Annotated in this window: 18 protein-coding genes and 1 riboswitch; of the genes, 12 read left to right on the top strand and 6 right to left on the bottom strand. The window is 45.1% G+C overall.

Going from position 1 to position 16,922, the window contains the following annotated elements:
• The first annotated feature begins 3 nt into the window (after nucleotides 1-3).
• The 4 genes from FT12353_RS04140 to FT12353_RS04125 all read left to right on the top strand — a co-directional run bounded on the left by FT12353_RS04140 (nucleotide 4) and on the right by FT12353_RS04125 (nucleotide 3,736).
• On the top strand, nucleotides 4-213 hold the full coding sequence (locus FT12353_RS04140; protein ID WP_059393716.1) for a DUF2969 family protein: 210 nt from the start codon (nucleotides 4-6) through the stop codon (nucleotides 211-213).
• Between the two features lie 82 nt (nucleotides 214-295).
• Nucleotides 296-1,507, top strand: coding sequence for an FtsW/RodA/SpoVE family cell cycle protein (locus tag FT12353_RS04135; protein ID WP_059393715.1), 1,212 nt, complete (start codon nucleotides 296-298; stop codon nucleotides 1,505-1,507).
• Between the two features lie 9 nt (nucleotides 1,508-1,516).
• Nucleotides 1,517-2,506 carry a DUF2785 domain-containing protein gene (locus FT12353_RS04130; protein ID WP_203618604.1) on the top strand — a complete coding sequence of 330 codons (990 nt, stop codon included), beginning with the start codon at nucleotides 1,517-1,519 and terminating at the stop codon, nucleotides 2,504-2,506.
• An 87-nt stretch (nucleotides 2,507-2,593) separates the two neighbouring features.
• Nucleotides 2,594-3,736 (top strand): D-alanine--D-alanine ligase family protein, encoded by a 1,143-nt coding sequence (locus tag FT12353_RS04125; protein WP_168778678.1) that lies wholly within the window; start codon nucleotides 2,594-2,596, stop codon nucleotides 3,734-3,736.
• Nucleotides 3,737-3,799: 63 nt separating this feature from the next.
• Here FT12353_RS04125 and FT12353_RS04120 read toward each other — a convergent pair whose 3' ends face one another.
• From FT12353_RS04120 to FT12353_RS04110, 3 genes are all read right to left on the bottom strand, one after another.
• Nucleotides 3,800-4,258: a universal stress protein gene (locus FT12353_RS04120; protein ID WP_059393711.1), complete on the bottom strand. Its 459-nt coding sequence runs from the start codon at nucleotides 4,256-4,258 to the stop codon at nucleotides 3,800-3,802.
• A 458-nt stretch (nucleotides 4,259-4,716) separates the two neighbouring features.
• Nucleotides 4,717-6,006, bottom strand: coding sequence for a replication-associated recombination protein A (locus tag FT12353_RS04115; RefSeq protein WP_203618602.1), 1,290 nt, complete (start codon nucleotides 6,004-6,006; stop codon nucleotides 4,717-4,719).
• 68 nt (nucleotides 6,007-6,074) lie between these two features.
• Entirely contained in the window at nucleotides 6,075-6,449 is a 375-nt protein-coding gene (locus tag FT12353_RS04110) for a YueI family protein (protein ID WP_203618600.1), read from the bottom strand.
• A 255-nt stretch (nucleotides 6,450-6,704) separates the two neighbouring features.
• Nucleotides 6,705-6,794, top strand: a riboswitch (TPP riboswitch).
• Nucleotides 6,795-6,921: 127 nt separating this feature from the next.
• Between FT12353_RS04110 and thiS the strand changes: the two genes are divergently transcribed.
• From thiS to FT12353_RS04085, 6 genes are read left to right on the top strand one after another with little or no spacing between them, the layout of a single operon-like run.
• Nucleotides 6,922-7,119, top strand: a complete 198-nt coding sequence (gene thiS / locus FT12353_RS04105) for a sulfur carrier protein ThiS (RefSeq protein ID WP_203618598.1) — start codon at nucleotides 6,922-6,924, stop codon at nucleotides 7,117-7,119.
• A gap of 5 nt (nucleotides 7,120-7,124) precedes the next feature.
• Complete coding sequence (gene thiF / locus FT12353_RS04100) at nucleotides 7,125-7,778, top strand: sulfur carrier protein ThiS adenylyltransferase ThiF (protein WP_203618596.1); 654 nt, start codon at nucleotides 7,125-7,127, stop codon at nucleotides 7,776-7,778.
• 3 nt (nucleotides 7,779-7,781) lie between these two features.
• Nucleotides 7,782-8,552, top strand: coding sequence for a thiazole synthase (locus FT12353_RS04095; protein WP_059393707.1), 771 nt, complete (start codon nucleotides 7,782-7,784; stop codon nucleotides 8,550-8,552).
• 17 nt (nucleotides 8,553-8,569) lie between these two features.
• On the top strand, nucleotides 8,570-8,755 hold the full coding sequence (locus FT12353_RS08505) for a hypothetical protein (RefSeq protein WP_239061177.1): 186 nt from the start codon (nucleotides 8,570-8,572) through the stop codon (nucleotides 8,753-8,755).
• 17 nt (nucleotides 8,756-8,772) lie between these two features.
• Nucleotides 8,773-9,828 (top strand): MFS transporter, encoded by a 1,056-nt coding sequence (locus FT12353_RS04090; RefSeq protein ID WP_239061176.1) that lies wholly within the window; start codon nucleotides 8,773-8,775, stop codon nucleotides 9,826-9,828.
• A complete protein-coding gene (locus tag FT12353_RS04085; protein ID WP_203618595.1) occupies nucleotides 9,818-11,017 on the top strand; it encodes a Zn-dependent hydrolase in 1,200 nt (399 codons plus the stop codon). The genes FT12353_RS04090 and FT12353_RS04085 overlap by 11 nt, the downstream gene beginning before the upstream one ends.
• Before the next feature lie 274 nt (nucleotides 11,018-11,291).
• On the opposite strand, the gene FT12353_RS04080 is transcribed toward FT12353_RS04085, so the two are convergent.
• Both FT12353_RS04080 and rpsD read right to left on the bottom strand, forming a co-directional pair.
• Nucleotides 11,292-11,549, bottom strand: a complete 258-nt coding sequence (locus FT12353_RS04080) for a hypothetical protein (protein WP_203618586.1) — start codon at nucleotides 11,547-11,549, stop codon at nucleotides 11,292-11,294.
• A gap of 168 nt (nucleotides 11,550-11,717) precedes the next feature.
• Nucleotides 11,718-12,329, bottom strand: a complete 612-nt coding sequence (rpsD, locus tag FT12353_RS04075) for a 30S ribosomal protein S4 (RefSeq protein WP_047974713.1) — start codon at nucleotides 12,327-12,329, stop codon at nucleotides 11,718-11,720.
• A 377-nt stretch (nucleotides 12,330-12,706) separates the two neighbouring features.
• On the opposite strand from rpsD, the gene FT12353_RS04070 reads away from it, so the two are divergent.
• Entirely contained in the window at nucleotides 12,707-14,410 is a 1,704-nt protein-coding gene (locus FT12353_RS04070) for a septation ring formation regulator EzrA (RefSeq protein ID WP_203618584.1), read from the top strand.
• A gap of 139 nt (nucleotides 14,411-14,549) precedes the next feature.
• On the opposite strand, the gene FT12353_RS04065 is transcribed toward FT12353_RS04070, so the two are convergent.
• The gene (locus FT12353_RS04065) at nucleotides 14,550-15,962 is read right to left on the bottom strand and encodes an APC family permease (protein WP_203618582.1); all 1,413 of its coding nucleotides are present in this window, start codon (nucleotides 15,960-15,962) and stop codon (nucleotides 14,550-14,552) included.
• A 115-nt stretch (nucleotides 15,963-16,077) separates the two neighbouring features.
• Between FT12353_RS04065 and FT12353_RS04060 the strand changes: the two genes are divergently transcribed.
• Nucleotides 16,078-16,623 carry a guanylate kinase gene (locus FT12353_RS04060; protein WP_373299327.1) on the top strand — a complete coding sequence of 182 codons (546 nt, stop codon included), beginning with the start codon at nucleotides 16,078-16,080 and terminating at the stop codon, nucleotides 16,621-16,623.
• Nucleotides 16,624-16,922: the final 299 nt, after the last annotated feature.

The following is a 16,922-nucleotide window of genomic DNA, read 5'->3' as shown; positions in this document are numbered from 1 at the left end:
TTCATGAGCAAGAAAAATCAGAGCTTTGGCGTATCTTTGGTAACAAAGGACGACGAAATCCAGGTTTTGGTTGATGATCAACCGATTGGCAAAATCGAACAAAATCAGGGTGGCTATACTGGTGTTTTAGGCAAGCAAGTTGTCATTGCCAGCGCTCAATCGACCGATGAAGCCTTGCAGGCAATTCTCGCATCATTCAATCTCTACCATTAATTTTTTAAAAGAATCCTTTGCCGTGGCAAAGGGTTTTTGTACATAGAACCACCTAAAATTTTGTGCAAAAGGAAGATTCACCATGCAGCGTATCGCATCACATAAAACAGACCGGCCATCTGCTTCAGAGTTGGACTGGGGCATGATTTTAATTTTAATCTTGCTGATGTTAATTGGTCTGTATTCCCTGTACTTTGCTATTTTAAACGGCGGTAAAGACGCCTCGCCCATTAAAGCTGTCATTATGCAGATTGTTTACTGGATTGCTGGTGGCGTGATGATTGCCTTCATCATGCACTTTGATGCCTTCCAGCTCTGGCGATTAGCCCCTTTTCTCTATGCCATGTCCTTTGTCTTGCTGATTGCTGTTCTGATTTTTTATAATCGGGCTTTGTATGCGAATGCGGGTGCCAAATCGTGGATTGTCTTAGGGCCAGTTTCGATTCAGCCAGCGGAATTTGTAAAACCGTTTTACATTGTGATGTTAGCGAAGATTGTTGCTACTCACAACCGTTTGTATCCAACACACCGTGTTGATTCTGATTGGTTGTTGCTTGCCAAGATTGCCGGATGCTTCTTACCATTGGCCTTCTTAATCGCCTTACAAAACGATTTGGGAACGCTTCTTGTCTTTATGGCAATCACGGCTGGTATTGTGGTTGTCTCTGGAATAACCTGGCGAATTCTTGGGCCAATCTTTGCGGGCGTGGGTGTCTTAGGCGGTGGTATGATTTTCTTGGTGGCCTCAACCATTGGTCGAACCATCCTTGGGGCCTTGGGGTTCCAGTCTTACCAATTTGCTCGAATTGATGCCTGGCTGCACCCTGGACAAGATACTTCGAATACCGGTTATCAGACATATCAAAACCTCAAGGCAATCGGGTCTGGCCAACTTTTTGGGTCTGGATTTGGGAACATGAAAGTCTTTGTGCCTGTTCGTGAATCGGATATGATTTTCTCAGTAATGGGTGAGTCCTTTGGCTTCATTGGGGGTGCCTTCTTAATTGCTTTGTATTTCTTTTTGATTTATCGCATGATTAAGGCAACGTTTAAGGCGAAAAACGCCTTTTATGCCTATATTGCGACAGGAGTCATTATGATGGTTTTGTTCCACGTTTTTGAAAACATTGGGATGAACATCGGTCTCTTACCATTGACAGGAATTCCGCTGCCCTTTATTTCACAGGGAGGGTCGTCGCTGGTTTCGAATATGATTGGAGTCGGGCTGATAATGTCGATGTCTTATCAGCAACAAAGCCGAACTTTCAACGATTCGAACGAATTTAATTTGTAAAAGGGTGCTATGGAAGAACTTGCTGCAATTCATGAAAAAACACGGGTCTTATTGTCACAGCTACGCAGTGGGGATGTTTATGAATCACTGCCTGAGTTACTCTATGTCTTAAAGGAAAATGCGGATATGGAGCCAGCTGAGCCCACCCCTCGTCCCAGAGACTCGATGGCTGCCATTGAACAAATGCAGGTTTACCAGGATGTTTGGTCAGCCAACCATGAGGAATCAAATCAATTTGTGGCTGATGACGACTTGCGAGCATTCGTGGATCAGTTGTCTTCACCGAGTGCAAAGATTCGTGATACTGGTGCATTCTTCTTTCTTGGTAATGCCATCCAAAACGGTCATCTCAGCCACCAGCAATTAGACTGGTTGACGGCTGAAATGATTAGCGACGATCATTTACTCACTCAAATTTTGCAGGAAGAAAATGATGGTGCTTATGGTCGCTCTTTTGCACTGGCTATTCTTTCGATTTTATTGATGGCTGATCAGCAAGCTGCTGAGCCCTTTATTGGCTCAGAGTTGATGATGGCAATTGTTGAACAGGTTAGCCTGTATACGCTGCTAGAGCGGGATACTCGCGGTTTCGTTCCTGGTCATGGCTGGATTCATGCTTATACTCATTTAGCAAATGTACTGGGCGCTATTTTTGACCGGACGGACGTTCCACGGTCTGACAAGCTGTTCTTGTTGGCTTGTATTATGACCAATTTCCGTCAATTAAATACACCGCTAACGATGGGGGAGCTGAACCGCCAAGTCGGTACCATCTTGCGCTTAAGTCGGAAGCATAGCCTTTATGCCGATTATTTACTGCTGTCATTAAAGTTGTGGCGGCAAGATCTTGTGAACGAGCCCTTTGCACAAACTCGGTCACGCTGGCAGAAATTATATAATCGAGTTGATTTCTTCCAGCAAATTTTAGCTTTTGGTCAAGACCAGGTGCCTGAAAAGGTCTGGTCATATGTCCAAGAGACTAAGAATTACCTTTCTTAATTGTCTTCGTCTCGCCAAATTGGCGAATGAAAAAAATATTTACCTATGACGTCCGCTTTTTTGGTGGACCAATAAAGGAATTTTGTTATGAGCAAAAAACATGTTGTGTTGTTGTTTGGTGGAAACTCGTCTGAGCACGATGTTTCCAAGCGGTCTGCCTATAATTACTATCAGGCCCTAAAGGAAACGGGCAAGTATGACCTTTCGGTCGTAGCAATTGCCCAAAATGGTTTTTTCTTGGATGCTAAGCGGTCATTTGAAATTATGAACCAAGCCGATGAGGCACCCCTGGTTGCTGAATACATGGATAGCATTGATTCAACGGAAACGTTGGCACCGATTGCTGCCTTGAAGGATTTGCCGCCAATCGATATTTTTTTCCCAGTTGTTCACGGTAACTTAGGTGAAGATGGGACGCTTCAAGGTCTTTTCCGCCTCTTGAAGAAGCCATATGTTGGCGCTGCCTTGCGTGGCCACGCAATTTCCTTTGATAAGGTGATTACCAAGGAAATTTTGACGGCCAATGGTATCCGCAATACCAAGTATCTGGTTACCTATCAAAATGATGACCAGCCACTGACATGGGCAACCGTTGAAAAAGAGTTGGGTTCACCTGTCTTTGTTAAGGCTGCCAATCAGGGATCATCTGTCGGTATTTCACGGGCAGAAAATGAGGCTGAATATCAGGCTGCCTTAGCTGACTCCTTCAAATATGACCGCAAGGTCTTGGTTGAAGCAGCCGTTAATGGTCCTCGTGAATTAGAAGTTGGTGTTATCGGTAACGATGACATCTTGGTTTCTGAGATTGGTGCCCACCAAGTTCCGGACCAGGGTGGTGATGGTAAGGGCTGGTACGACTACAAATCAAAGTTTGTGGATAACTCAGCCGTTGCCTTTGAGATTCCCGCCAAATTACCAGAAGATGTTACGGCTGAAATTAAAGCCATGGCAAAGAAGGCTTACCAGGTCTTGAACTTGGCTGGGGAAGCTCGGATGGACTTCTTAATTGACGAGAATAACGTTCCTTACCTAGGGGAACCAAATACGCTGCCAGGATTTACGAACATGTCCTTGTTTAAGCGCTTGTGGGATTATTCCGATATCAACAACGCTAAGTTGGCTGACATGATGGTACAATATGGTTTTGAAGCTTACGAAAAGGAACAACAAATTTCTTATTCATTCGAGTCATTGGGTGAAGAGAAGGTTGGAACTTTCAACGGTCAATAATTAATAATATTAAATAAAAAATGTCCCTTGCTTTTTACGCAAGGGACATTTTTTTACTGATTTTTACTTTTGAGCGAGCTTTTCGCAACGAACAACCAAGACGTCGATTGTCGCCATTCGAGTGACGAAAGCAGTGACAGAACCAACAACTAAGCGCTCAACAGTGTTGAGTCCGGTTGCCCCAATCACAATCAAATCAGCTTTGATTTCTTTTGGAATATCGGTTGCGATCATGGTCTTTGGTGAACCGTAGTCAATTCGATATGAAACGTTTGAAAGGCCGGCATCAGTGGCTTCCTTTTTATAAGTTTCCAATGACTGACGTGCATCTTCTGTGATGGTATCAATCATGGTGTTATCGAAGGATGTGATGTTTTGAATGGCGCGGGTATCAATGACATTAGCAATCACTAATTCAACGTTGCCGTCTTCTTTTGCCAGGGCGATTGCGCGCTTTAAGGCCGCCTCAGCTTCCTTTGAGCCATCCACTGGAACCAAAATCTTCTGGTAAGACTGTGTCATCGTAAAGACCTCTCTTTCTTTCTAGGTTCATTATAAGTCTTTTAAGACAAAATAAAAAGCGGCCTCTACGGAATAGAAAATTAGTTGATATTAAAAGTTGAATTAGTTGTTTGGATACCAGTAAGAGCCCACAAAAAAAGCCCGCCCGAAGGCGAGCCGTGGGTCATGCCCACGATACTCTATTGGCACCGTTAACCGCTACTCAGATTTTCCTCGAAATTATCGAGGTGGGCGTTTCACCGGGGGCTTTGACTACCGAACGAAAGGGCATGTCATGACCTGAGGATCCCCGTCCAAAATAAAAAGGTTGTAAGGAAAAAGCTGTTAATGTAGCAATGCGTATACCAGAGTATTCACTAATAGTATACTGATTTTGTCTAAAAATACTAGTCTTGACATTCTGATTTTTGTGAGTAATCATCAACAAAAATTGTCGCTCAAAACCGGATTGGTATTGTTTATTTTAAGCCACGACGCTGTTGATTTTTAAGACTTTGATTGACGTCTTTTAACTGCTGCTCGAAATTCGAGTTACCCTTCGGCTGGAAGTAGGCGTCATCCTTGATGGCATCTGGGAGGTATTGCTGAGCAACCCAGTCATTTGGGAAGTCGTGAGGGTAGATATAGTCGTTACCGTGGCCGAGCTTCTCGGCGCCCTTGTAGTGACTATCGCGCAGATGGTCTGGGATAGATTGGGCCTTTGAGCGGCCCGCTTGGGCGATGGCAGCATCCATCGCGGTGTAAGCCGAATTTGATTTGGGCGATAGCGCTAATTCAATAATGGCATTGGCCAGTGGAATCCGTGCCTCGGGTAGTCCTAATTTTTCAGCGGTTTGAATGGCCGTCACGGCGCGTTGAGCACCATTCGGATTAGCGAGGCCGATATCCTCGTAGGCAATCACAATCAGGCGGCGAACCAGGATTTGTAGGTCGCCGGCAATAATCAGTCGGGCAGCGTAATGCAGGGCCGCATCGACATCCGATCCTCGAATTGATTTTTGTAGAGCCGAGATGATGTCGTAATGGGCATCGCCATCCTTGTCGGCTACGAGTGCCTGTCGTTGGCTAGTTTCTTCAACGACCTCCAGGGTCACTTGGATAACCCCACCTGCATCCGGCTTGGTCGAAAGGACCGCTAATTCCAAGGAATTTAGGGCGGAGCGAAGATCGCCGTTGGTTGCCTGGCTAAGGTGGGTGAGGGCTTCGTCGGCTAGGTTCACTTGATAGTTGCCAAGACCGTTTTCTTTATCCGTTAGTGCCCGTTTGATGGCCTTTTTGATGTCTTGGTCACTTAAAGGGTGGACTTGGAAAATTTGGGTTCTGGAACGGATAGCTGGCGTGACGTTTAAGTACGGGTTTTCCGTCGTTGCACCAATTAAGATGATGGCACCCGATTCGAGGTGGGGGAGGAGAAAGTCTTGCTTGACTTTGTTGAGACGATGAATTTCATCTAAAAGCAGGACGACGGTCCCTGACATCTTTGCTTCCTCAGCAACGACCTGCAGGTCCTTTTGCGAGTCGGTCGCCGCGTTTAAGGCCCGAAAGGCAAAGTTTGTCGAACCGGCAATCGCCGAGGCAATCGAAGTCTTACCGGTTCCAGGTGGACCGTAAAGAATCATCGAGGAAAGACGCTTGGCTTCCACCATCCGCCAAATGATTTTATTTTCGCCGACTAGGTCTTCTTGACCAACGATTTCTTCAATTTTTGTTGGCCGCATCCGGTAGGCCAGTGGTTTTTGTCCGAGCATGAAGACTCCTTTATCAGTGTGACTTTGTCTTGATAAAAAAGAAGCCGGTTGAAACCGGCTTCGTCAGGTTACAGGTCAATTGATTCCTGGTTTACGGCTGATTTTGCCGCAAGAACGACCGCGTAGGGGTCATCAGTTTGTGTTGTTCTTTCAAAATCGGATAGAAGGGTGTAGGGGTGATTGGTGCTGACGGCCATTTGCAAGTAGTTGATGTAGGCATCACCACAAGCATCCTGGTCAATCAGTAAGGTCGTATCCGGCCAGTTGGCCATCCGTGCCTTGAGTTCATCTTGAACTTGGCTATCGTCGGCCTTTGATTCTTTAACGGCCGCGACTACTCGTTCACGAAAAGTGCCTAGGTAAAGGCGCTGTTCATCAGGGTTAATCTTGGGACCACCATTACCTTGCTGCCCCTGTTCTAAACGGCTGTTAACATCATCCATTGGGTTATCCTCCAATTACTTTACTACAGACAATTATACGGAAAAAGCTGTAGAGATTAAAGGCTTGTCTGCTATTTTCGGGTGTTATCCAACATTTGTCGGTGGATTGACCTAGTCTGTTGATTGCCGCTAATGAAAAATCAGTAACGATGAAAATTTTATTAGAATTGGTCTAGTAAATCCAGTGGAATTTTGTCCTGCTTCTTGAGTAGACAGGCTAAAAAATCCATGTTATATTGATTTCGAAAATTGAATACGAATTATCTGGGGTGCCGGTTGGCTGAGATTATACCCATTGAACCTGATTAGATTAACGTCTGCGTAGGAAGATAGTGATGATAGTTTTTTTGAAAGCTGTTTTTGCGTTTTTGACGTGGAAACAGCTTTTTTTGTTCAATTTTTAACAAAAGTGGGTAGTGGCTGGCATGAAAAACTGATTTTTCGGTGGTCGGACCCAGAAGGGAGAAAAAAGATGGTGACAATTAATGGCGAACAGATGGACAACGTCGCAGGTGTAACGGTTTTGAGTCTACTTGAAGAGCAAAACAGTCATCACGAAAACGTGGTTGTCGAACTCAATGGTCAAATTTTATCGAAAGCGGCTTTGGCTGAAACGGTGCTGGTTGAGAACGACAAAGTAGAAATTATTGCCTTTGTAGGTGGGGGTTAGAAAAAATGACAACGATTGCAATTGATGGTCAGGCGGTGGAATCCGTCTACCTAAAAATGAAGGATCGCAATGTGGCTGACAGTCAGGAGAAGTTGGCAGCCGCCCATGTGACGATTGCCGGTTCGGGAGGACTAGGATCAAATATTGCCATTGCGCTGGCCAGGGCCGGGGTTGGTCATTTGACCTTGATTGATTTTGATGAAATTGAGCATAGTAACTTGAACCGTCAGCAGTTTAAATTAAGCCAGGTTGGTTTACCAAAAGTCTTGGCCCTGAAGCAAAACATCTTGGAGTTTAACCCCTTTGTGGAGGTGACGACTTGGCAGGAACGAGTGACGGAGGGCAATGTGTTGAACCTCTTTACCGGTGCTGATATCATCTGTGAAGCCTTTGATGATCAAAATGCGAAAGCAATGCTGTTAAGACGGGCGCAAGAAGTTTTGCCAGAGACACCAATCGTGATGGGCAATGGCTTAGCTGGTGTTCACGATGCCAATCAAATTCAAACCGTCCGGCAAAGTGACCATGTTTACCTTTGTGGTGATGGCCAGACCAAGGGAGCAGAAGGATTGATGGCCGCTCGTGTCCTGATTTGTGCGGGGCACCAGGCGAACCAAATCCTACGTTTAATTCTAGAAAAAGAGACAGTAGAGGAGTAAAAAATGTCGACAAATGATCCATTGGTCATCGGTGGCCATCAGTTTGAATCACGCTTTATTTTGGGATCTGGTAAGTACTCATACGAGTTGATTGACTCAGCGGTTAACCATGCCAAAGCGGAAATTATCACGATGGCTCTTCGCCGAACGAGTGTAGCTGAGGAAAATATTTTAAATTTTATTCCACAGGGGACAACCATCTTGCCAAACACTTCGGGGTGCACGAACGCTGAGGAGGCAATCCGGATGGCGCGAATTGCTCGTGAACTGAGTGGGAGTGACTTTATCAAATTAGAAGTGATTCCTGATAAACAGTATTTGATGCCCGATAACTATGAAACGTTAAAGACAACCGAGGTTTTGGCCAAAGAAGGCTTTATCGTCATGCCCTATGTCTTGCCTGATTTCAATATTGCGAAGCAATTAGTCGATGCAGGTGCAGCTGCCGTCATGCCATTGGGCGCACCAATTGGTACTAATAAAGGGCTTTCGAACAAAGATTTGATTCAAATTTTAGTTGACGAGATTGACCTGCCAATTATTGTGGATGCCGGAATCGGCCGTCCAAGTCAAGCAGCCGAAGCCATGGAAATGGGTGTCGATGCCATCATGGCCAATACGGCAATGGCAACAGCGGGGGACATTCCTCTGATGGCCGAAGCCTTTCACTTAGCGATTGAAGCTGGTCGCAAGGCCTACCTGGCCAAACCAGGACGAGTATTGACGAAAAAGGCGGCACCATCATCACCATTGGCAGGCGTGAGCCTTGGTTAAAAAGGAAAGGAACGACCATGATCCAGCCGAAACGGGCAGGGCTTCATCTATCATTAGCACAGAAAATCATCTTGATTAATTTTCTTGGTTGGGTTTTTATCTATGCCGATCGGACAATCTTAAATCCAGTGATGCCGGAAATTCAACGATCTTTTGGTCTGAACCATGCTGAATTGGGACTGATTTCATCTGTTTTTTTTTAACCTACACGGTTAGTCAGTTGCCGTTTTCACGTCTAGCGGACGGTCATTCGAAGAAGGCTATCGTCGCTTTGGGCTTTATCTTCTTTGCGGCAATGACTTTTTTCTCGGGTATCGTGCCAACCTTTACTCTTTTTCTACTGGTGCGGGCCCTGGTAGGCCTAGGGCAGGGTAGTTTTTACGGCCCAGCCTATGGATTAATTAATCAAAACCTTAGTGACCGCCATGCAACTTTGGGCATGGCCATTATTAATAGCGGGCAGGGTGTTGGACAGATTCTGGGTACCTTACTGGCCAGTACGCTGGTGATTCAAAATCAGGACCACTGGTCAACTCCTTTTTTAGTGATTGCCTTACCAACGGTGATGGTCGGTTTCCTGTACCTGTATGGCTTACCTAAAGAGGGCCGGTCAATTCGGTATGGGGGAAAGTCGGTGAATGCACGCGGTGGCCAACAGCAATCACTCATCTCGTCGTTAGCAGCAAAATTAGCGCCAAAAATTTGGCGACCATTCTTTAAGCGGCCGCTAATCGGTGCTTATTGGCTTTTGTTTTGCTCGATTTATGGCCAAATTGCCATGTTAACTTGGTTACCGACCTTTTTGTTGGGAATGAAAAATATTGACCAACGTTTTGTCGGTTTGATTGCTTCGATTGTGCCCTTGATTGCCATTCCAAGTGCCTTAATTTTGGCAAAAAAATTAGATCAAACAGCACATGCCAGGCGGTTTCTATACCTTTTTGTACCGTTATCAGCCTTGGCATTGGTGTTGGGAAGCTTGAGTCAAAATTCAAAGCAGATTGTTCTGGCACTGATTTTGTATGGGTTGACCGGGAAAATGACCATTGACCCACTATTGTTGCAGGTCATTCGCCGCCATGCACCAAAGGGGCGAGTTGCCACAACATTTGGCCTTTATAACTTTTTGGGGATGTTGGCCTCGATTACGGCGCCATATCTGACGGGCTGGTTAACGGATGCGACGGGGTCTTTGGCGGTTGGTTTTGATTTGGCAGCGGCCTTGCTGTTGTTGGGATTACTTGGTTTTGGATTGAGTCAGAGAAATGCAGGATAAAAAAATTACTGACCTCTTGGAGAGTTTTCAAGCAATTGGTCGCACGAAAAATCAGGGTTATACGCGAACGGTTTATGACCAGGCCTGGTGTCAGGCACAGAAGCAGTGTGTCAACATTATCAAGGAATTGGGACTGGTACCCTGGGTTGATGAAATCGGCAACTTGTATGCGACTGCTGATTTAACTTGGCCCAAAGAACCTGTAATTTTGGTTGGTTCGCACCTGGATACGGTTGTCGATGGTGGCCTATATGATGGCCTTTATGGCGCTTTAGCTGCTGTCTTGTCGGTTAGTCAAATCGTCAAATCAGGACAACGGATGGGGCGGCCGCTCGTCGCTGTTATTTTTTCAGAAGAGGAGGGCTCACGCTTTGATGCGACCTTTACGGGATCGCAGTACTTGCTCGGGCGACATTTGAAAGACTTTGAGCATCTGGTTGATGCTAGAGGGCAAACTTTCGGTCAAATTCGCCAGGCGGCAGTGGCTGCCTTGAGTCCCTTTGTGCAAACGGCGTCACGCTTAAAAATTGCCCAATATCTCGAACTGCATATCGAGCAGGGGCCGATTTTAGAGAAGGCAGGTACCGATATTGGCATCGTGACAACCATTGTTGGTCAAGAACGTTTTTTGATCCAGTTAGCGGGTCAGGCTAACCATGCGGGAACAACTCCGATGGATTGTCGTGACGACGCCCTACGACGGGCAGTTGGGTTGTTGGCAGACCTCTATCGTGAGTTAGCGCAGATTCCTGATTTGCGCTATACCATTGGGAAAGTGCAGTTAGAGCCCAATGTAGCCAATGTGATTCCGGGATTAGTCACTTTTGCTTTAGACTTACGCCACCAAGACCAGTCGGTCTTGTCAGAAGCTGTTGGTGTGGTGGCTGAGCTAGTGGACCGGTATCGGGCAAAACTTGAGCGCACTACGGCGGTTATGCCCACCCAAATGGATGCGGGTCTTCAGGAGGAGATTGCAGGGGCATGCCAATCGGTTGGTCTGACGCACCAATTTCTACCATCTGGTGCAGGTCATGATGCGCAGGTGATGGGGGAACAAGTGCCGACTGCCATGATTTTTGTCCCCAGCGTTGGCGGGGTTAGTCATGTACCGGAGGAGACGACAACACCAGCAGATTTGGAAAATGGCCAACGGGTTTTGACGGCCGTTTTGGCAAAATTAGTAGGGTAGTATGAACAGAAAGAACCATTCCTCAAACAACGGGGGATGGTTCTTTTGTGCTGTTGGATTCGTGAAAGATGAAAGTGTGGCTGGGGACAATCGCAATTGGTAACGTTGCCCTTTTCAGCGATTGTGTGGGTTATCTCTGGTCTGATTTTTTAAAGTGAATTTACAATGGAAGTGCAACACCCTTGATAAATAAAAAAAGCCAAGACCCTTGGTAGGCTTGGCTTCAGGTAGAAAAAATCATTTATAAAAGAATGGTTAAACAATCAAGTAAGGATTATCGTTGTTTTCTTAGGATTAGTGGGATAGCGATGCCAAAGCCAATCATAAGAGCACCGTTTGTTGACCATGCGGATTGATGAACTTCGATGCTCACAAATGTGATGATTAAGCCCAAGATGAAGTAGGAGGCACCGAAAGACAGTGATAACTTTTTGCGTTTACTTTGTTCCGTTATTGTTTTTAGTTTTTCCAAACTGGTAATAGCCACCCAAGTAATAACAAATATGATGAACATGTTAATGAGCCAAGACATGATTTCTCTCCAATCATTGATATAATTGTTCTAGTTTAACATATTTTTTTGGAATGAAGAGTAACCGTCTAAAGTCGACCTTTGCGACTAATTTACAACCGAATATTTGAGCAAAGAAAAAAGCCACCGCATAAGCAGTGACTTTTCAACCAGAAAGAGTTAATTAAATTATCCCAAACGGTTGTAGTATTCGACAATCAAGGCTTCGTTGATGTCAGCATCCAATTCTTCACGTTCTGGCAAACGAACGAAAGTACCTTCAAGCTTGTCAGCATCAAATGAAACGAATTGTGGACGTGAAACTACTGATTCAACAGCGATTTGGATAGGCACAATGTTCTTTGACTTTTCGCGAACAGAGATAACCTGACCAGGGACAACTTCGTATGATGGAATATCAACGCGCTTACCATCAACCAAGATGTGACCGTGGTTAACCAATTGACGTGCTTGTTGGCGAGTAGTTGCCAAACCAAGACGGTAAACCAATGAGTCCAAACGGCGTTCCAAGAAGATCATGAAGTTGGTACCGTGAGTACCTTGACGAACCTTACCGGCCTTGTTGAACAATGAGTGGAATTGACGTTCAGTCAAACCATAAGTGAAACGCAACTTTTGCTTTTCGCGCAATTGCATTCCATATTCAGAAACCTTTCCACGACGGCCTTGGCCATGGTCACCAGGTGCATAAGCACGACGTGACAATTCCTTACCAGTTCCAGAAAGTGAAACACCCAAACGACGTGAGATACGCCATTTTGGTCCAGTATAACGTGACATGTATATGTCCTCCAAAATGTATTTTGCTGTACATTTGAGGGTCGGCACCAGATGCGTGCAGCGTCAAGAAAAATCGTTTCTCAGTGACTGTAGCCAAGTCCTTACTAACGAGTTTGGACGTTGTTGACGCGCTTCTTTACCGACTGCTACTCAATACAACTCCAACAAGTATAGCAAATCAGAAGAAAATTAGCAAGGAGAAATTGATGGTAAAACCCAGCCATCGTCGATGCTTTTGCAATCTCCTTGCAAAATTTAGGCTGAAAAAGAGTAAAAAATCTTAAGAAAGGGATAAAAGGAAGTAAATGGGTCTAATTTCAACAGTCAATAGTGTATGGTGGACTTAATTAGTAAATAAAGCTGAGGGTTTAGTACATATGTGGATTATTATTGCAATTATCATGATTATCGCTATCTTAATCGGCCTTGGTTGGGCGGTTTTGACACAAAGGCAGGCTGCTACGCAGGTGGGTGATTTTAGCATGGCTAAAAAAGCGCTCATGGATGAAGACATTGCGACTGATTTAGCAGCGGCACGAAAGGTCGCTTTAGCGGGCCAAGCTTTGCAAAATTTCCAAGAAACGGAAAAGATTTATCGTGACTTGCGCAACCATCGCTTTGCGGCAATTGATGCGGAAATCAATCGAGCAATGCAACTGAGCGCAGGTTTGAACGTTTGGAAAACAAGGAAGTCATTACAATCTTTATTGGATCAAATGACGGAAGCGGCTGCCTTGCAAAAACAGGTTGTTTCAGGACTGGAAGACATTCAGCAAGAAAATCAAATGCAACGTCAGGCAATCGATCAATTACACGGTGACTTTGATGATATCACGGATCGGTTAACAGCGACAGATAATCCTTACGGCCCCAGTGCCCCTGCTCTATTAGCCTTTTTATTTGATGAAGAAGAAGAGTACCAACGCTATCAAGAACTAATTGAGTCTGGAGACCGAGTCAAGGCAGCCCAAAAGTTTGAAGAGGTTGGGATGATTGCTGGTCAAGTGCTCGATTATATGCAAAACTTGCCAATTTTAGTTACCACCTTTAATGAAAAATACTTGGATCAGATTAACGAGTTAAACACGAGTTGGCACGATTTGACTGACCGTGGCGTTGTTTTTGCAGAAGGTGTTGTTGAGGAAGCCTTGAATGAAGTCGATGACCTGCGCCTCCAAGGACTCAAGGCGATTGCAGGTTTGAAAGTCAAGGAAGCAAATACTATCTCAACGACTTTGAACCAGAAGATTCAAGAATTGTATGATCTGTTGGAAGAAGAATATCAGGCTTATCACCGTTACTTTAAGCAGCAAGAACGTGTGAATACGGAATTTGATCGGGTTAAGGAACAGAACCATTCTTTGCTCCTTGAACTAACTTATTTGAAGGGACGCTTTATCCTTGGCCATGAAGAAGAGGACCGCCAAGCTAGTTATCACCATGATATTGAAGGCTTAGTGTTGAGCCAGCAAGAAGTTCAACGAGCCTTAAAGGAAGGCAGTCAGACATACAGCTGGGCGGTTACGCGCCAAGAAAATTGGTTTTCAATTTTGAGCCAATTAGATAGTGACCAGGTCGCCCTGTACCATCAAATTGAGGAGTTCCAACCCGCTTTGAAGTCCGCTAAGGAGCACACGGCTGGCTATATTGATCAAATTCGCGGTGTGAAGCGATCGCTTGAACGTCGCGACTTGCCAGGGTTACCTGAGGATTTTCTACAAAAATTCTTTGCAGTGAGTGACGAAATTACGCGCCTGGACGAGGCTGTGTATGCAGGTGAAGTCGATCTGGACGATGTGCAGCGTCAATTAAATATTGTTGCTGCTGACTTTGATACCTTAAAGGAACAGGCCCACGATGTGATTATCGCTGCTGATTTGGCTGTTTCACTGCTTCAGTACGCTAACCGTTACCGCGAACAAGACGAAGAAGTTGCGAAGGCGTTGAAGGTGGGGCAAAAGCTTTACCAAGTCGATTTCGATTACGATGGTGTGATTAAAGAGATGAAGCCAGTTTTGCAAGTGGCTGAGCCCGGAGCTTTCGAGCGTCTCCAGAAAAATCAGGACCCGGTTCTTCTATAAGAAAAAACGGCGATGAAAGTAATGAAGTTTGGCGTTTTCTGCCCTGATTTCACCACTTGATGACGTTAAAAGTAAATAAGAGCAAAAGAAAAGCTGACTGTCTGGGTTGATTCCCAAGCAGTCAGCTTTTTTAATTGATTTACTTTTCGATTTGATTGAGTGAAGAATGGCGGATACCGTAAGTAAAGTACCAAATCAAACCAATCACGACCCAGACACCATACATCTTCAATGTTTCTGCAGGCAAGCGCAGGATTAAGAGTAATGATAATCCGGCAGCGATGACTGGCAGGACAGGGTAGAATGGCATTTTGAAACCGTCGTGCTTAAGGTCTTGACGCTTACGCAAGAACAAGACACCAAAGCTGATAAACATGAAGGCTGTCAAAGTACCAATGTTAATCAGATTAGCCAGTGTACTTAATGGAACAAGTCCGGCCAAGAATGCTTCAACAACAACAGCTAGAATCAAGGCGTTAACTGGAAGACGGTGTGGGCCAGCGACCTTTCCTAAGCCACGAGGCAAGAGACCATCACGACCGAAAGAATAAGCCAAACGTGATGAGGCGAAGATCAAGGCCAACACAGCGGTGAACATTCCAATTAAAGCACCAATTGTAATGACAACTGAGAACTGTGTTTGCTTAACAGCCTGCAAGGCGAAAGCGGCGGGGTCATCAACACCCAAGTTCTTGTAGTTGACGATTCCAGTCAAGACAATGGAGAACAAGGTATACAAGACAGCGGAAATTGCGACCGTTCCCAAGATTCCACGAGACATCGTTTTTGTTGGGTTCTTGACTTCGGCTGCGTGAGCGGCAATCGTATCAAATCCTAAGAAGGAGAAGATGATGGAAGCTGTTGCGGCGGTTAGGCCACCAAGGCCAAAGACACCCGTTTGGAATTGCTTAGGGTAGAAATCAGCGTAGTTATGGCCCTTCACGAAGAAGAGACCACCGATAATGAAGAGGGCGATAATGGCAACCTTCAAGACAACACCGGCGTTTTCAATCTTCTTTGATTGGCTGACACCAGCAAATAGAATCGCTGCGGAAATTAAGATAATAACCACGGCCATCAAGTTGACAACGCCACCGGCACCGGGACCAGCCTGGAGCGCCTTTGGTAGAGCCCAGCCCATTTGGCCGAGCAAATTATTGAAGTAGGCAGAGAACCCAGTCGCAATCGCAGAAACGGCCAGGAAGTACTCCAAAATTAAGGACCAACCAAGGATCCAACCAATCACTTCACCATAGATGACAGATCCGTAAGAATAAGCGGATCCGGCAACTGGCATAGCTGATGAAAATTCGGCAAAGGCCATGCCGCAGATACCAGAGAAGATAGCTGCCACCAGAAAGGCGATAGAAACAGCGGGACCGGCATTGTTTGCGGCTTCATGACCGGGCAGAATAAAGATTCCAGAACCAATGACGGTTCCAACACCCAGGCCAATCAGGTCTTTTGTTGTAAGCACGCGTTCCATTTGCTGATCCTTCTCAAGGTAACCAGCAGCTGACTCGCGAGCAAAGGCACGTTTTAGTAATCGCATAACTTTTCTCACTTTATTTTAATATAACTGCCATCAATTGTACCAACTTTTAACTGGATTGTCGATTATTTTGATGATAAGGTAAGAAAACAAAGGAATGGGGGATGAGAGAGCCATGAATCGGGTAATTGTTTTAACGGGACCAGCTGGAGCGGGGAAAACCTCAATTGCAACTTACTTAAAAGAAAAATGGCAAGTGCCACAAGTCATCACGCATACTACTCGTCCAAAGCGGGCTGGTGAGGTTGACGGTGTTGATTATTATTTTGAAACGAAAGATTCCTTCTTATTAAACCACTATTTGGAGTCGGTTCATTATAGTCAGGCAAATTATGGCTCTTCTAAGGAAGGTTTAGAAAAAGCGTGGCAGAAAAGTAACCTGGCTAGTATTGTCTTAGACACCAAGGGAGCTGAAACCTATCAAGAGATTTTAGGGGACCAGGCCTGGATTTGGTATGTCACGATTAAAGATGTTGTCAAACTCGAGAACAGACTGATTGCTCGTGGGGATGCAAAAGACCGGGTGATGGCTCGATTATCTGCACCAGAGTTCCAACGTGATTTAAACTTGCCTGATAAATTACAAGGACATGCTGAAATCATTATCAATGATGATTGGCAGCAAACATGTCACCAAGTGGACCAGTTATTGGAACGGTAAAAGCTCTTGAGTAATGAATTTTAAAATCAAAATGCTGATAAATCAACGTTTTAGACCAATCACTGAAATTCGTTAAAAAAAGTGTTGACGAGTCAGCGGGTAGGCGCTATACTAGTTATTGTTCGTTACGAAGCAAACGTGCTTCTAGCGAGGCGCTGGTTATCATTGGTAACCGGCAGTTGATAAAAGTTTTTTCAGAAAGTTGTTGACATCGTTCAACATTCCTGATAAACTAATCAAGTTGCCCTAACAAAGCAGCTCAAATAACTTTCCAAATTAGTTGTTGACTTTGGTTCACA

The organism is Fructobacillus tropaeoli (genome assembly GCF_016860625.1).
GTDB classification, from domain to species: domain Bacteria; phylum Bacillota; class Bacilli; order Lactobacillales; family Lactobacillaceae; genus Fructobacillus; species Fructobacillus tropaeoli.
This window is presented reverse-complemented; position numbering and strand designations above follow the sequence as displayed.

What these genes read in the sequence shown, in the direction of transcription:
- FT12353_RS04115 (WP_203618602.1), bottom strand. Translation starts at nt 6,006, where the DNA reads ATGCTCGGACAAAAACCACTGGCCTACCGGATGCGGCCAACAAAAATT.
- FT12353_RS04135 (WP_059393715.1), top strand. Translation starts at nt 296, where the DNA reads ATGCAGCGTATCGCATCACATAAAACAGACCGGCCATCTGCTTCAGAG.
- FT12353_RS04120 (WP_059393711.1), bottom strand. Translation starts at nt 4,258, where the DNA reads ATGACACAGTCTTACCAGAAGATTTTGGTTCCAGTGGATGGCTCAAAG.
- thiF (WP_203618596.1), top strand. Translation starts at nt 7,125, where the DNA reads ATGACAACGATTGCAATTGATGGTCAGGCGGTGGAATCCGTCTACCTA.
- FT12353_RS04140 (WP_059393716.1), top strand. Translation starts at nt 4, where the DNA reads ATGAGCAAGAAAAATCAGAGCTTTGGCGTATCTTTGGTAACAAAGGAC.
- FT12353_RS04060 (WP_373299327.1), top strand. Translation starts at nt 16,078, where the DNA reads ATGAATCGGGTAATTGTTTTAACGGGACCAGCTGGAGCGGGGAAAACC.
- FT12353_RS04130 (WP_203618604.1), top strand. Translation starts at nt 1,517, where the DNA reads ATGGAAGAACTTGCTGCAATTCATGAAAAAACACGGGTCTTATTGTCA.
- FT12353_RS04065 (WP_203618582.1), bottom strand. Translation starts at nt 15,962, where the DNA reads ATGCGATTACTAAAACGTGCCTTTGCTCGCGAGTCAGCTGCTGGTTAC.
- FT12353_RS08505 (WP_239061177.1), top strand. Translation starts at nt 8,570, where the DNA reads ATGATCCAGCCGAAACGGGCAGGGCTTCATCTATCATTAGCACAGAAA.
- FT12353_RS04110 (WP_203618600.1), bottom strand. Translation starts at nt 6,449, where the DNA reads ATGGATGATGTTAACAGCCGTTTAGAACAGGGGCAGCAAGGTAATGGT.
- FT12353_RS04070 (WP_203618584.1), top strand. Translation starts at nt 12,707, where the DNA reads ATGTGGATTATTATTGCAATTATCATGATTATCGCTATCTTAATCGGC.
- rpsD (WP_047974713.1), bottom strand. Translation starts at nt 12,329, where the DNA reads ATGTCACGTTATACTGGACCAAAATGGCGTATCTCACGTCGTTTGGGT.
- FT12353_RS04095 (WP_059393707.1), top strand. Translation starts at nt 7,782, where the DNA reads ATGTCGACAAATGATCCATTGGTCATCGGTGGCCATCAGTTTGAATCA.
- FT12353_RS04085 (WP_203618595.1), top strand. Translation starts at nt 9,818, where the DNA reads ATGCAGGATAAAAAAATTACTGACCTCTTGGAGAGTTTTCAAGCAATT.
- FT12353_RS04080 (WP_203618586.1), bottom strand. Translation starts at nt 11,549, where the DNA reads ATGTCTTGGCTCATTAACATGTTCATCATATTTGTTATTACTTGGGTG.
- thiS (WP_203618598.1), top strand. Translation starts at nt 6,922, where the DNA reads ATGGTGACAATTAATGGCGAACAGATGGACAACGTCGCAGGTGTAACG.
- FT12353_RS04125 (WP_168778678.1), top strand. Translation starts at nt 2,594, where the DNA reads ATGAGCAAAAAACATGTTGTGTTGTTGTTTGGTGGAAACTCGTCTGAG.